Here is a 13,566-nt window from a genome sequence, read left to right on the forward strand (position 1 = left end):
GCTCAGCCGATCAGGAGCGAATAGCCGAGGAAGGGCACCAGCGTGCCCTCCTCGATCCGCGTCATGTCCTCGGCGAGTTCGACCAGACCGTCGGTGCGCGTCAGCGAAGTCAGCACGCCGGCCCCGTCCTGCGGGTGCTTGCGCGCGACCTGCACGCCGTCGGGGCCGGGCTCGAGCGAGACGCGGACATATTCCCTGCGGCCCTCCTTCTTGCGGTAGGCGAAGCCGAGGCGCACCGGAAGCGACAGAGGAGCGACCGGCGCCGTGCCGGCGAGCCGCGCAATCAGGACGCGGGCGACAAAGGCGAAGGTGACGAAGACCGCGACCGGATTGCCGGGCAGGCCGATGAACGGCACCGTGCCGATGCGCCCCAGCGCCACGGGCCGGCCGGGCTTGATGCCGATGCGCCAAAAGGCGAGCTCGCCGACCTGCTCCAGCGCCGCCTTGACGTGGTCCTCCTCGCCGGTCGAGACACCGCCCGAGGTCAGGACGAGGTCGCAATCGCGTGCCGCCTCGGCAAGGCGCTTCGCCAGCCCGGCGCGCTCGTCGCGCAGGATGCCGAGATCGACGACCTCCGCGCCGGCGCGCGCCACCATGGCCCGCAGCAAGGCTCGATTGGCGTCGTAGATCGCGGCCGGGCGCAGCGGCTGTCCGGGTTCGGTGAGTTCGTCGCCGGTGGAGAAGATCGCGACGCATGGCCGGCGGCGCACCGCCACCTGCGTGACGCCGAGCGCCGAGAGCAAGGCGAGATCCTGAGGCCGCAGGCGTTGACCCGCAGCCGCGGCAAGCGCGCCGCGCGCAATATCCTCACCCGCCGGACGCGCATTGGCGCCCCGGGCGAGCCCCGGCGGCAGGAGCACGGCCTCGCCCTCGAGCGTGACATCCTCCTGCATGAAGACGGTGTCGGCGCCATCCGGCATCGGCGCGCCGGTGAAGACCCGCACCGCACGGCCCCGCACGCTGAGGCCTGCAGCATCGGCGCCCGCCGCGACGCGGCCGCCGAGGGGCAGGCGCGTCGGCCCCGACGATGCGAGATCCGCGGAGTGGACGGCATAGCCGTCGACCGCCGAATTGGCGAAGGGCGGCAGATCGAGGGGGGAGAGGATCGCGTCCGCCAGCACGCGCCCGTCGGCGGCGGCCAGAGAGACCGTCTCCGTGCCGCTCACCGGGGCGACCAGCGCGGCGACGCGCTCGCCCGCCTGTTCGAGTGTCATCAGGGCGCCAAAGGCCTCGTCGTCGCGGCTGAGCTGGGCCATGGCGCCGTCAGTCCTTCCTGCCGCAGCGCGCCAGCGTCTCGGCCAGCGGCAGGGCCTGCGCCAGGACGATCTCCGCGACGGCAGCGATGTCGTCGAGCGGGACGACCGGACGGCCGGCGTCGGGAAAGGCGACGTCGCTGGCCACCGCGACGATGCTGTCGTCACCCGGATGGAGCGGCGGCTTGCCGTTGCCGGCGCGGTGGATTTCGATCTTGGCGTGGCACTGGCGCTTGAAGCCTTCGACCACGACGATATCGACGGGAGACAGCCGAGCCAGCAGGTCCGGCAGCTCGGCCTCGGCCTCCCCGCGCAACTCGCGCATCAGGGCCCAGCGGCGCTCGGAGGAGATCAGCACCTCACGGGCGCCCGCCTCGCGATGGGCATGGGAATCCTTGCCCGGCGTGTCGAGATCGAAAGCGTGATGCGCATGCTTGAGCGTCGAGACCGAGACGCCGCGCCGGCCGAGCTCCGGGATCAGCCGGGTCAGCAGGGTGGTCTTGCCCGCACCGCTCCATCCCGCCAGGCCGATCACACGCATCGCCGTCCTTCACCCAAACGAAAACCACGGCCCCAAACGAAAACCGGGCGCCGAAGCGCCCGGTCGTCATCCGTCAGCCGACCCCTGCGGGTCAAGCGGATCATTCAGCCGGCTGCAGCCGGTTGTCGGCGCCCGCGCGGGCCTTCTGCATCTCTTCCTCGACCCAGAGCGAGTGATGCGCCTTGGCCCAGTTGAGATCGACCTCGCCGGAGCCCATGGCGTCGAAGGCGCCCTCCATGCCGATCGAGCCGATGTAGATGTGGCCGAGGATGAGCGCGACCATCAGCACCGAGACGATGCCGTGCACGACGTTCCAGAACTGGAGATTGAGCACGCCGCCAGCCGAGAACGGGAAGAGCAGGTAGAAGCCCGAAACCGAGAGGGCCGCTCCACCCAGAACGACGCTCCAGAACACGACCTTCTGGCCGGCGTTGAAGCGGCGCGCTTCCGGGTGACCCTTGCCGATGATGCCGCCGCCGGCGGCGAACCAGCGCAGGTCCATCAGGGTCGGGATGTTGTCCTTGATCCAGATGACGAACATCAGCGCGATGCCGAGCATGAAGGGCCAGGCCAGGAAGTTGTGCGACCACTTGGCGGCGATCGACAGGTTGGTGAAGGCCTGCGGTCCGATCAGCGGCAGCAGGACGAGCTTGCCGAAGGTGACGTTCAGGCCCGACAGCGCCAGGATGATGAAGCAGCCGGCGGTGAGCCAGTGCACGAAGCGCTCGAAGGCGTTGAAGCGCGTGATCGTCTGCCCCGCCGGACCGGCCTCCATGAGGATGCGGCCGCGGATCAGGAAGAAGGCCGTCAGCACCAGAAGCGTGCCGAGCACCGCGATCACCGCCGTGCGCAGCATCGTGCCCTGGTGGAAGGCGCGCCAGTCGCGGCCGGCCGGACGTTCCAGCGTGGCGGCCTTCTGGTCGGGAATGGTGATGCGGCCCTGAAGCTCGGCCTGGGGATTGCCCTTGAGCGCGTCGAGGAACTGCCGCTCGCGGACGGCATCGGCCGTCGGGTTGACCTGCTGGGCGCCGGCGGGAACGGCAAGCGCGACCGCGAAGGTCAGCAGCAGGCCGGTCACCAGCAGGCGGATATGGGCGCCGAAACGCATGGCTCTGTTCCCTTGCTCCGGCCCTCGTCGCGAGAGGCCGATCTGTCTGAAAAGGGCGCCCCGGCGAAGGGACCGGCCTGGCCGGTTTCCGTTCGGAGCGCCTGTCGTGGCCCGTCTCGATGAGGGCCTTCGTCCGTCTCCAGACAGGACGTCAGATGGCGATGGTTTCCTTGTAGGCCGTCTGCCAGCCCCAGGCGCCCGAGCCGTAGCCGCGCTTCACCACCCGCTCCTTGTAGATCTGGGCGATGATCTCGCCGTCGCCGGCCAGCAGCGACTTGGTCGAGCACATCTCGGCGCAGAGCGGCAGCTTGCCCTCGGCCAGGCGGTTCGAGCCATACTTCTGGAACTCGACCGGCGAGAGATCGGCCTCCGGGCCGCCTGAGCAGAAGGTACACTTGTCCATCTTGCCGCGCGAACCGAAGTTGCCGACCTTCGGATACTGCGGCGCGCCGAAGGGGCAGGCGTAGAAGCAGTAGCCGCAGCCGATGCAGAGATCCTTGCTGTGCAGCACGACGGCGTCCGCCGTGGTGTAGAAGCAGTCGACCGGGCAGACCGCCGCGCAGGGCGCGTCGGTGCAGTGCATGCAGGCCATCGAGACCGAGCGCTCGCCGGGCTTGCCGTCATTGATGGTGACGACGCGCCGACGGTTGATGCCCCAGGGCACCTCGTTCTCGTTCTTGCAGGCGGTGACGCAGGCGTTGCACTCGATGCAGCGATCCGCGTCGCAGAGGAATTTCATCCGGGCCATGGTTCAGTTCCCCCTTACGCCGCTGCGATCTGGCAGAGCGTGACCTTGCCTTCGTGCATCGCCGTCACCGGGTCGTAGCCGTAGGTGGTGACGATGTTGACCGACTCGCCGAGCACGATCGGATCGGTTCCCTTCGGGTAATTCCCGCGCTGGTCCTGACCCTGATAGAAGCCGCCGAAGTGGAAGGGCATGAATGCCACGCCCTTGCCGACACGCTCGGTGACCAGCGCCTTGACGCGGGCCTTCGAGTTGTTCTCCGGACCCGAGACCCAGACGAAGCTGCCGTCCTTGATGCCACGCGCGGTGGCGTCAGCCGGGTTGATCTCGACGAACATGTCCTGCTGCAGTTCGGCCAGCCAGCGGTTCGAGCGCGTCTCCTCGCCGCCGCCCTCGTATTCCACGAGACGACCCGATGTGAGGACGATCGGGAAGGACTTCGCGATACCCTTCTCGACGGCGGCCTTCTGGACCGAGGTGTGGAGGTTCGGGATGCGCAGGGTGCGCTCGTCGGGACGGGCCGGCCACTTCGCCACGAGATCAACGCGCGGCGAGTAGATCGGCTCGCGATGCGTCGGCACCGGGTCGGGCAGGTTCCAGGCATTGGCGCGGGCCTTGCCGTTGCCATAGGGCACGCAGCCATGGGCGAGCGCGACGCGCTGGATGCCGCCGGAGATGTCGTTTGCCCAGTTCACCGCGTCGATGTTGTTGCCGCCGACCCAGGTGATCGTCTCGAGTTCCTTGGGCGTCAGGTCGGCATCCCAGCCGAGCTTCTTGAGCACGCCCATGGTGAACTCGGGATAGCCGTCCTTGATATCCGAGTTCAGCGAGTAGGAGCCGTTCTCCGCCAGCAGCGTGTCGTTGACCTTGCTGCCGTCGGCGAGCGTACGCTCACGGGTGAGGCCGAAGCGCGGACGGAAGGTGCCGCCGCCGTTCTTGGCCTCGAGCGAGGTGTTGTAGAGGATGTGCGTGCCGGGGTGCTTGAGCTCCGGCGTGCCCCAGCATGGCCAGGGCAGGCCGTAGAAGTCGTTCTCGACCGGCGAGCCGACGGCACCGCGCAAGGACACCAGATCGAACTTGTCCTGATGCTCCATGTGGAGCTTCAGACGCTCCGGCGACTGGCCGGTGTAGCCGGTCGACCAGCCACCCTTGTTGATCTCGCGCAGGATCGACTCGGCGGACGGCTCGGGGCCGTACTTGCCCTGCACCATCTGGAAGTTCTTGTGCATCGGCTCCGCGAAACCGAGCTTCTGCGCCAGCTTGTAGATGACGAAATAGTCGCTGGCCGCCTCGAAGATCGGCTCGACGACCTTCTCGCCCCACTGCACCGAGCGGTTGGAGCAGGTGCGCGAGCCCGAGCACTCGAACTGCGTGCCGATCGGCAGCAGATAGGTGCCGTTCTTGCGCTGGCCGAGCGAGACGAAGTTCGTCGGATGCGGATCGGCGACGACGAGAAGCTCGAGCTTCTCGAGGCCCTTCACGGCATCGGGCATGCGCGGGATGGTGTTGCCGCCATGGCCCATGACGAACATGGCCTTGAGGTTGTCCTTCTGGTCGACCTGTTCGGCCGGCAGGTTGGCCGCGTCGAACCAGCGGGTCGAGGTGTGACCCGAGGTCTCCATATTGGCCTTGGCCGTGCGCGCCGGACGGCCGCCCTTGGCCGGCACCTCGTCGAAGCGGGTGACGAAGTAGTCGTAAGGCACGTCCCAGACGCGGGCCCAATGGCGCCAGGCGCCCTCGACCAGGCCGTAGTAGCAAGGCAGGTTCGAGATATCGAGGCCGAAATCGGTCGCGCCCTGCACGTTGCAGTGGCCGCGGAAGATGTTGGCGCCGTTGCCCATACCGCCGACATTTCCGGTGGCGAGAAGCAGGTTGCAAATGGCGCGGACGTTGGCGGTGCCGACGGAGTGCTGTGTCACGCCCATGCACCAGATGAACGTCGCGGGCTTGACCTTGGCGAAGGTCTCGGCGGCGCGCTTGAGCTGCGCCTCGGGAACGCCGGTGATGTCCTCGACCGTCTTGGGGTCGTATTTCTCGACCTCCTTGCGGACGTCATCCATGCCGTGCACGCGGGCGGCGAGGAAGGCCTTGTCCTCCCAGCCATTCTTGAAGATGTGCCACATCATGCCCCAGATCACCGCGATGTCGGTGCCCGAGCGGATGCGGATATAGTCCGTCGCATGGGCCGCGGTGCGGGTCAGGCGCGGATCGAAGACGATGACGTTGGCGCGGTTCTGCTCCTTGCCGACGAGGATGTGCTGCATCGAGACCGGATGGGCCTCGGCCGCGTTCGACCCCATGAACATGATCGTCTTGGAGTTGCGGATGTCGTTGTAGGAGTTCGTCATCGCGCCGTAGCCCCAGGTGTTGGCAACACCCGCGACCGTGGTGGAGTGACAGATGCGCGCCTGGTGGTCGACGTTGTTCGTGCCCCAGAAGGCGGCGAACTTGCGGAACAGATAGGCGCCCTCGTTGGAGAACTTGGCTGAGCCGAGCAGATAGACGGAATCGGCGCCGGACTTGGCCCGAATCTCCATCATCTTGTCGCCGATCTCGTTGATCGCGACGTCCCAGGAGATGCGCTGCCACTGGCCGTCGACCAGCTTCATCGGATACTTGATGCGGCGGTCGCCATGGACCAGCTCGCGCACCGAGGCGCCCTTGGCGCAGTGCGAGCCGCGGTTGATCGGGCTCTCCCAGGCCGGCTCCTGGCCGACCCAGACGCCGTTGGCGACCTCGGCCTTGACCGTGCAACCCACCGAGCAGTGGGTGCAGATGTTCTTGACGATCTTGGTGCCGGTCGCCGGGCCGAGGCCTGCGGCTTCGGCCTTGCGGACCGAACCGATCTGCAGGGCGCCGGCAGCGGCGACGCCGCCCGCGACGAGCCCCGAACGACGCAGGAAGGCGCGACGATCCATGACACCGGAAGACAGGCCGGCGATCGCCGACTGGAGCCGGCCGCGCTGGACGTCGGCGGATTTACGCTTGATCAGCATGATGCGGCGCCTCTCAGTAACGGTTGACGCGGTAGAAGTCCTTGACGTGCTCCGACTCGCGGTAGCGCGCCTTGGTCTCTTCCTTGCCGGGATCGACGGCTGCGGCCGGCGTCACCATCGCCGGCGTCGCCGCCAGCGTGGCACCCGCGCCCAGCGCCTTGAAAAAGCTGCGGCGATCGACGGCCGGTTTGCCGGTTTCTTTGCTTTTCGACATCGTCGTCTCCCAAGCGTCGGGTTTTATGTTGTGTGTGGAGCCGGTCATGCGGGCAGCCCCGCAGCCTGCGTTTCGATCGACAGGAACAGGCTTCCGAGCCGGCCCACCGCCTTGTAGAATTTCGCACCCTTCGCGACCTCGAGATCGGCGAAGAAGCGCTCGCCCCAGGGCTGGATGTGCCGGGCGAAGAACCGGTCCGCGTCGAGGCCATCGGCGGCGACCTCGCCGCGCAGCAGCTTCGCCATGATGTCGAGCAGCACGGCGATGTGGTCCTCCGGCTCGCCGGCGCGCGCATCGCGGGCCAGCCCGAGCGCGCCCATATCCTCGCGCACCAGCGCCAGCGGGCGCTCATGGAGGAAGCCGGTGAGATAGTAGGAGGCGTAGGGCAGCAGCTCGCCGCGGCCGACGCCGATGAAGAGCTCGAAGAACTCGTCGCGCAGGCTTTCGGGCGTCGCCTCGTCGGCCGCCTCGGCCAGAGCGAGATGGGCCATGCCGAAGGGCGAGGCGTCGCCCTGCAGGCCGCGGAGGACCTCCAGCGTCTCGGCCGTCGGAGCCCGCCAGAGCAGCGCGCCGATCAGCTCACATTCCTGCGCCCGCGCGGCATCGATCTCGTCGATGGGCTGCGTCAGCGCAATCTCGGACTGGATAGCCGCGGCCGGATCGGGACGCGGATAGAGATCGGGGCGCAGCTCAGTGCGGGAGATGCCGGTGGTCGCCTCGACGGACAGGACCCGGTCGGCGGGAACGCGCTTCCAGCTCGAGATCGCAGGCTGCGAAATCCCGAGACTGCGCGCGAGCGCCCGGACGCCACCGACGCTGCCGATCGCTTTTTCCAATGCCGGGTCGCGCATTTGACTCAGGTCAATGTCCTTAAGGCTGAGCGGCTCGAAAATGGGCCGCCCGGGAGTCGTGATAACGCCTGCTTATTGCCCAAAAATAAAACGATTCCAATCTCTATTCAGATTGGAATGGCGCCACCGCCGCGCTTGCGCACGCGCACGGAAACAGGCTCGCGAACCTCGTTTTGCTGCGCCGCAGCATCGGGTTCGAGCTGCGCCGAGGGCCAATCCTGATGGCGATTCGAGGGGTCTGCGGGGCTTTCGCTCAGACGGAGCGCAACCGGCTCGGCCTCGGCGGGCGCCTCTTCTCGCGCCGCAGCATCGGAATCGCCCTCCCCGTCCTTAGACGAAAGGGGATGCGACATGCCGTCGCCGGTTGCCTCTTCCGTGGTCAGTGAGGCTGCCGCAGGGGCGGGCTGGTCCCCGAAGATTCCGCGGACCATCTCGGCGATGTCGTCCGATTCCGTCAGCGGGCCATAGCCCGGAGCGCCGCCGGGCGTGTTCCAGTCCAGTGCGTAATCGCGGGCCGGATTTTCGAAGCCGGCGATGGCCGGGTCGTTCTCCCAGGCGCGCCGCATGGCGGCGAGCTTCCACGCCTCCGGCACGTTCTGCTTCAGCCAGGAGGCGAGGTCGAAGTCCTTGTCGATCAGATCGAGCGAGGGCGGCTCGACCAGTTCGGCCTCGGGCTCGGCCACCTCGGGGGTGGCCGGCGCGGCGGTGTCCGTCGCGGGGGCGGGAGGCGGCGCCGGCAGTTCCTCGCCCTCCACCTCGCGCTTGCGGCGGGACCAGCGTGTCAGGAAGCCTTCATCGGACGGCGTGCGGGTGCTCATGGCGCCCCTCCTGGCCCGCTCTCGCGGCGGCGCTGGCCGGGCTCGGGGCGCGGAGCCGACCCCTTGCGCGGATCATGCTCGGTGCGCTTGCGCTTGATGAACTCGCGCTCGACATGATGCGTCTCGAAGAAGGCGAGCACTGTCTCGGCGATCGCCATCGGCATCGGCAACGCCTCGACGATGTCGCCGACATTCTCGCAATAGACCTCGCCCTCGAACGGATCGGCCGTGACGCCGACGAACTCGATCTCGGGATCGATCCCGGTCGGGCGGATCGCGACCCAGAGCTTGGCGCGACCGGCCTGGAAGTTCTCGCGGAAATGGGCGGTATCGACCGAATGCAGCGTCAGCGTCGCGGGACCGAGATAGAACTGGCGCCGGCCTGGCTCGCCCGGCAGCTCGGTCCATGGCGCGAGCGCCGGCGGCTCCGGCAGCACGGCCAGCGGCGTCCAGGCGTGATCGGCCCAGGGCGAGTCGATGGAACGCCGTTCGGCGACGATGCCCACCTCGATGTGCTGCTGCGTCATGACTGCCTCCTCAGTTCGCCATCTCGCGCCGGGCGAGCGGCAGGCCTGCGACGAGGTTCTGCGGCTTCAGCCGCAGCAGATTGTCGGCCGACATGGCCATGATCAGATAGACCGGCTTGCCCTTGGCCGCGGGCAGGACCGGAACGTCGGCGGGCAGCGTCAGCGTAAACAGGGCGAGCACGCGCGCCATGTCGGCTGCGGCGACCGTCTTCCCCTGCCAGAGCGCATTGCCGATCGCGGTGGCCTCGGCGTCGAGACCGACGAACCAGCGCCAGTCCGCATCCGTCACCGTCTCCAGCGGTTCGATGGCGACGTCAAAACCATGGATCTGGCGGATCCAGTGGCGCAAGGCCTGGCCGAGCGCCGCCCGGCCCGAGGGGGAGCCGCCGAGGTCGAGCACCATGTCGAACCCGTCCGAGCGCTGCCAGTAATGATCGGCATTGGCCGGCTTGAGAATGTCGAGCTCGGTCGCCGCCGGTCCGCCCAGCATGGCGAGCAGCGGCGAGGCATGGCGATCGGCCTCGTGCCCCTCGATCATCTCGGCATCGGCGAGCAGGATCGTGTTCTCGTGGAAGGTGACGCGCTGCGGGCGGAACAGGCATTCGGCGGCCCGGGTGACGAAGGGGTCGTCGGCCTCGTCTAGCGCCGCGCGCATGATGACGTGGACCAGCTGGTCGAGGAAGAGCGGCGGGATCGCGCTCACGCCCTCGCGGATGATGCCGGCATAGGCCGCCTCCAGCGTCGGCGCCGCCAGCAGCCTGTCGCGCCAGCCGAGCATGAAGCGCCAGTTCTCGCGGGCATCCTCATCGGCGATGGCCTCGATCGCGGCGGCCGGAATCTCCGCCTGCGGCGTCTCCATCAGCCGGGCGTGGAGCGCGCGCTCGGCCTCGCAGGCCTCTTCCGGCGGCAGCAGCTCCGGCCGGGCGAGATACGCCTTGAGGAAATCGTCGGTAACGCGCAGCCCGCCGCCGGGTTCGCGATCCAGCAGGAGATGGCCGGAACTGGCCCAGAAATGCGTCATGTCAGCCTGGTCTTTTCGAGATTGAGGAGATCGACATGCTCGACCGGCCCGTCCTCATCGCCCGCCACCTCGAGGAACTCAAAGGCGCGGAAGCCTTCGCTCTGGCTGGCGTCGCGAGGCGTCAGGGTGCGGAAGCGCTCGCGGATCTCGCCGTCCTCCAGCGCCCGGTGCAGCGCGAGCAGGGTCTGGGGCGGATGATCGCAGAGGGAGGCGGCAAACGCGACCTCCTCGGCAGCCGCGGCGCGCGCGGTGGCGAGATCGGGCGCGCCAAGCTTGTCGACGAGATGGCCGGCTAGGCTTTCGACCGCCGCCTCGCGCTCGGCCTCGGTCGCCTCCGTCACCACGGCGAGCGTGCTCCAGCCGAAGCTTGCGACACCGAGGAAGCCGGAGCGGAAGGCAGCCTTGCCCTTGGCATCGAGCGCCGAGGGATCTGTGCCGCCAAACAGGAAGGAGCCGGTCACGAGCCAGTCGCCCGGCTCGGCGGCCCGGCGGAAGACGAAGGTGTCGGACGGGTCGAGCCGGATGGCGCGGGGCAGCTTCAGACCGGTCACAGCTTCGGCCCGCCGCTCTCGCGGTCCAGCCAGTCGACCCGCGCAAGCGCCTCGACAAGGCTGCGACGCTCGGTGCCGGCCTGGGTCGTCGCCACGAGATCGCCGTTCGGCTCGATGCCGTGGCGCGTGCCGACAACCTTGTCGAGCCGGTCGAGCCAGCGCAGCGCGGCGGCCTTCGGCCCCGCGCTCTGCCAGCGCGTGACCGCGAGCATGAGGTGGCGGGCGAAAGCCTCGATCAGATCGACGGCGTCGATTTCCTCGAAGCCCTCCTCGGCCATGCCGACGCCGACCTGGCCGACGGCGAAGGGCGTCATCGTCGTGGCGCGCAGCATGGCACCGAAGACGAGCCATTCCGGCACTGAATCTTCGGCGCAGTCTTCCGGCCAGGCCAGCCGGCCGCCGCCGATCAGCCCGAGGTCGTAGATCAGGGCATCGGGCCAGCGAAACAGGATCGGCCGCTCGGGCGGGCTGTAGACGGCAAGCGCATCCGCCAGCGCCGTCATGGCGAGGTAATGCGCCAGCCGCGCCTCGCGCAGCGGGTTGTCCGGCTCCAGCACGACGGCGAATTCGATGACGTCGAAGCGCCGGGTCCAGACCAGCGTCGCCGCGCCCGCCTCAGGTGCGATCGTGCAGGCATGGGCGAAGGCGTCGCCCGATTCCCGCAGTGCGACCAGCGAGAACCCCGGCGGCAGGACCGGCTCGCGACGCAGATCGTCGGGGCGCAGGGCACTGGCTGCCATGATCGGGCTTCCTCCGGGAGTGCGACGAAACACGCAGGCTTCGTTTCTTTTGAACCGCTCCAATTCCATATAAGCACGGATTATCGCAAGAGAGGCGACACAACGCCGCCGGCCCGAGGACAAGCCCACCATGCAAGACGCCACCCGCACGCTGATGGTGTGCTCGTGCGAGGACACCATGCCGCTCGATTCGGCGGCCATCGCACGCGGCTGCAAAGGCGCCGATATACGCACCGCGCGCCATCTCTGCCGGACGCAGACCGAGCTGTTCACGCGTGCGCTCGGCGAGAGCGCGGCTGTCACCGTCGCCTGCACGCAGGAGGCGCCGCTGTTCGAGGAGATCGCGGCCGATCTCGATTATGCGGGCGATCTCGTCTTTACCAATATCCGCGAGACGGGCGGCTGGTCGCGCGAAGCCAAGGCGGCCGGGCCGAAGATGGCGGCGCTGCTGGCGGCCGCCGCCGAGCCGATGCCGCCGATCTCCTTCACGACCCTGACCAGCAAGGGCGTCGCGCTGGTCTATGGCCGCGACGAGACGGCGCTCTCGGTGGGGCAGCGGCTGGCCGAGCATCTCGACGTCACCATCCTGATCAGCAGGCCCGGCGAGATCACGCCGCCGCGCGTGGTCGAGACGCCGGTGCTGAAGGGCACCATCGTGTCGGCGACCGGCTGGCTCGGCGCCTTCGAGCTGCGCATCGACGATTATGCCGCGCCGGCCCCCTCCTCCCGCGCCCGGCTCGTCTTCGGCGAACCGCGCAACGGCGCGACCTCGCAATGCGACATCGTTATCGACGTCTCCGGCGGCATGCCGCTGTTTCCGGCCGGCGAGCTGCGGGCGGGCTATCTGCGCGCCGACCCGGCGAGCCCGGCGGCCATCGAAAAGCTGATCGCGGAGGCCGGCCATCTCGTCGGCGAGTTCGACAAGCCGACCTATGTCAAACTGAACGAGGACCTCTGCGCCCATTCGCGCTCGAAAAAGACGGGTTGCACGCGCTGCCTCGAGCTCTGCCCGACCGGCGCGATCACCCCCAATGGCGACCATGTCGCGATCTCTGCCGAGATCTGCGCCGGCTGCGGCGCCTGCGCCGCCGTCTGCCCGACCGGGGCGGTGACCTATGCGCTGCCGCCGGCGGATGCGCTGCTGCGCCGCCTGCGCACGCTGCTGGCGACCTATGCCGAGGCAGGCGGGCGCGAGCCGGTCGTGCTGCTGCATGACGAGGACCATGGCGAGCCGCTGATCGATGCGCTCGCCCGCTTCGGCGAGGGGCTGCCGGCCCGCGTGCTGCCGCTGCGGGTCAACGAGATCACCCAGATGGGGCTCGATGCCTTCGCCGCGGCGCTCTCCTTTGGCGCGGCGTCCGTGCAGGTGCTCAGCCGTGCCCGCCCGAAGCACGATCTCTCCGGCCTGCAGCGCAACCTCGCCTATGCCGAGACGCTCGCCAGCGCGCTCGGCTATGGCGCCGGCAGCGCCGGGCTGATCGAGACCGACGACCCCGAGCAGCTGGCGGCGGCGCTGGTGCGGGTCGCTCCGGGCACGGTCTCCCCCAGGCCGGCGCGCTTCCGCCCGATGGGCGAAGGCCGGCCGCTGCTGCGCCAGACGATCGGCGAGCTGCACGCCGCGGCACCGATGCCGGTGGCCACGGTCGCCCTGCCGCCGCGCGCGCCTTTCGGCACCGTGCATGTCGACACGGATGGCTGCACGCTCTGCCTCGCCTGCGTCTCCGCCTGCCCGGTGCAGGCGCTGTCTGATGATCCCGAGCGGCCGACGCTCGCCTTCCAGGAGGATCTCTGCGTGCAGTGCGGGCTTTGCGCCGCGACCTGCCCTGAGAAGGTCATCACGCTGGAGCCGCGCATCGATTTCGATGCCTGGAAGGGCGGAAAGCGCGTGATCAAGCAGGAGGAGCCGTTCCACTGCATCAGCTGCGCCAAGCCCTTCGGCGTCCGCAGCACGATCGAGAAGATCACCGCCAAGCTGGAGAACAAGCACTGGATGTTCTCGGGCGACGCGGCCAAGCGCATCTCGGTCCTGAAGATGTGCGAGGATTGCCGCGTCGAGGTCGTCGTCAACGAAAGCTTCGACCCGCATCTCTCGCCGCAGCGCCCGCCGGTTCGCACGACGGAGGATTACCTGCGCGAGCGGGCCGAGCGCGGGGAAGATCCGCTGCAGTAGGTCACGTCATGCTCGGGCTTGACCCGAGCAT

General features: G+C 68.6%; 13 protein-coding genes. 1 reads left to right on the forward strand and 12 read right to left on the reverse strand.

Annotated features, from left to right (window positions below; genetic code table 11):
- Positions 1-2 precede the first annotated feature (2 nt).
- The 12 genes from ABIE41_RS23345 to ABIE41_RS23400 form a co-directional block, all read right to left on the reverse strand.
- The gene (locus tag ABIE41_RS23345) at positions 3-1,256 is read right to left on the reverse strand and encodes a molybdopterin molybdotransferase MoeA (protein WP_192642589.1); all 1,254 of its coding nucleotides are present in this window, start codon (positions 1,254-1,256) and stop codon (positions 3-5) included.
- 7 nt (positions 1,257-1,263) lie between these two features.
- Positions 1,264-1,794, reverse strand: coding sequence for a molybdopterin-guanine dinucleotide biosynthesis protein B (gene mobB, locus ABIE41_RS23350; protein ID WP_192642590.1), 531 nt, complete (start codon positions 1,792-1,794; stop codon positions 1,264-1,266).
- Between the two features lie 100 nt (positions 1,795-1,894).
- Positions 1,895-2,902, reverse strand: coding sequence for a formate dehydrogenase subunit gamma (locus tag ABIE41_RS23355; RefSeq protein ID WP_192642591.1), 1,008 nt, complete (start codon positions 2,900-2,902; stop codon positions 1,895-1,897).
- A 151-nt stretch (positions 2,903-3,053) separates the two neighbouring features.
- A complete protein-coding gene (fdh3B, locus tag ABIE41_RS23360) occupies positions 3,054-3,650 on the reverse strand; it encodes a formate dehydrogenase FDH3 subunit beta (RefSeq protein WP_066723776.1) in 597 nt (198 codons plus the stop codon).
- Between the two features lie 14 nt (positions 3,651-3,664).
- Positions 3,665-6,643 carry a formate dehydrogenase subunit alpha gene (locus ABIE41_RS23365; RefSeq protein ID WP_192642592.1) on the reverse strand — a complete coding sequence of 993 codons (2,979 nt, stop codon included), beginning with the start codon at positions 6,641-6,643 and terminating at the stop codon, positions 3,665-3,667.
- A gap of 13 nt (positions 6,644-6,656) precedes the next feature.
- Positions 6,657-6,857, reverse strand: coding sequence for a formate dehydrogenase (locus tag ABIE41_RS23370; protein WP_192642930.1), 201 nt, complete (start codon positions 6,855-6,857; stop codon positions 6,657-6,659).
- 44 nt (positions 6,858-6,901) lie between these two features.
- The gene (locus tag ABIE41_RS23375; protein WP_192642593.1) at positions 6,902-7,708 is read right to left on the reverse strand and encodes a Cro/CI family transcriptional regulator; all 807 of its coding nucleotides are present in this window, start codon (positions 7,706-7,708) and stop codon (positions 6,902-6,904) included.
- A gap of 107 nt (positions 7,709-7,815) precedes the next feature.
- Positions 7,816-8,526: a DUF3306 domain-containing protein gene (locus tag ABIE41_RS23380; RefSeq protein ID WP_192642594.1), complete on the reverse strand. Its 711-nt coding sequence runs from the start codon at positions 8,524-8,526 to the stop codon at positions 7,816-7,818.
- The gene (locus tag ABIE41_RS23385; RefSeq protein WP_192642595.1) at positions 8,523-9,053 is read right to left on the reverse strand and encodes a DUF3305 domain-containing protein; all 531 of its coding nucleotides are present in this window, start codon (positions 9,051-9,053) and stop codon (positions 8,523-8,525) included. Before ABIE41_RS23385 ends, ABIE41_RS23380 begins: the two co-directional genes overlap by 4 nt.
- Before the next feature lie 10 nt (positions 9,054-9,063).
- Positions 9,064-10,074 carry a DUF6352 family protein gene (locus tag ABIE41_RS23390; RefSeq protein WP_192642596.1) on the reverse strand — a complete coding sequence of 337 codons (1,011 nt, stop codon included), beginning with the start codon at positions 10,072-10,074 and terminating at the stop codon, positions 9,064-9,066.
- Entirely contained in the window at positions 10,071-10,625 is a 555-nt protein-coding gene (locus ABIE41_RS23395) for a DUF6505 family protein (protein WP_192642597.1), read from the reverse strand. Before ABIE41_RS23395 ends, ABIE41_RS23390 begins: the two co-directional genes overlap by 4 nt.
- Positions 10,622-11,365 (reverse strand): biotin/lipoate--protein ligase family protein, encoded by a 744-nt coding sequence (locus tag ABIE41_RS23400; RefSeq protein WP_192642598.1) that lies wholly within the window; start codon positions 11,363-11,365, stop codon positions 10,622-10,624. Before ABIE41_RS23400 ends, ABIE41_RS23395 begins: the two co-directional genes overlap by 4 nt.
- Positions 11,366-11,495: 130 nt before the next feature.
- On the opposite strand from ABIE41_RS23400, the gene ABIE41_RS23405 reads away from it, so the two are divergent.
- A complete protein-coding gene (locus tag ABIE41_RS23405) occupies positions 11,496-13,535 on the forward strand; it encodes a 4Fe-4S binding protein (protein WP_192642599.1) in 2,040 nt (679 codons plus the stop codon).
- Positions 13,536-13,566: the final 31 nt, after the last annotated feature.

Origin of the sequence: Bosea sp. OAE506, assembly GCF_040546595.1 — a bacterium.
GTDB lineage: Bacteria > Pseudomonadota > Alphaproteobacteria > Rhizobiales > Beijerinckiaceae > Allobosea.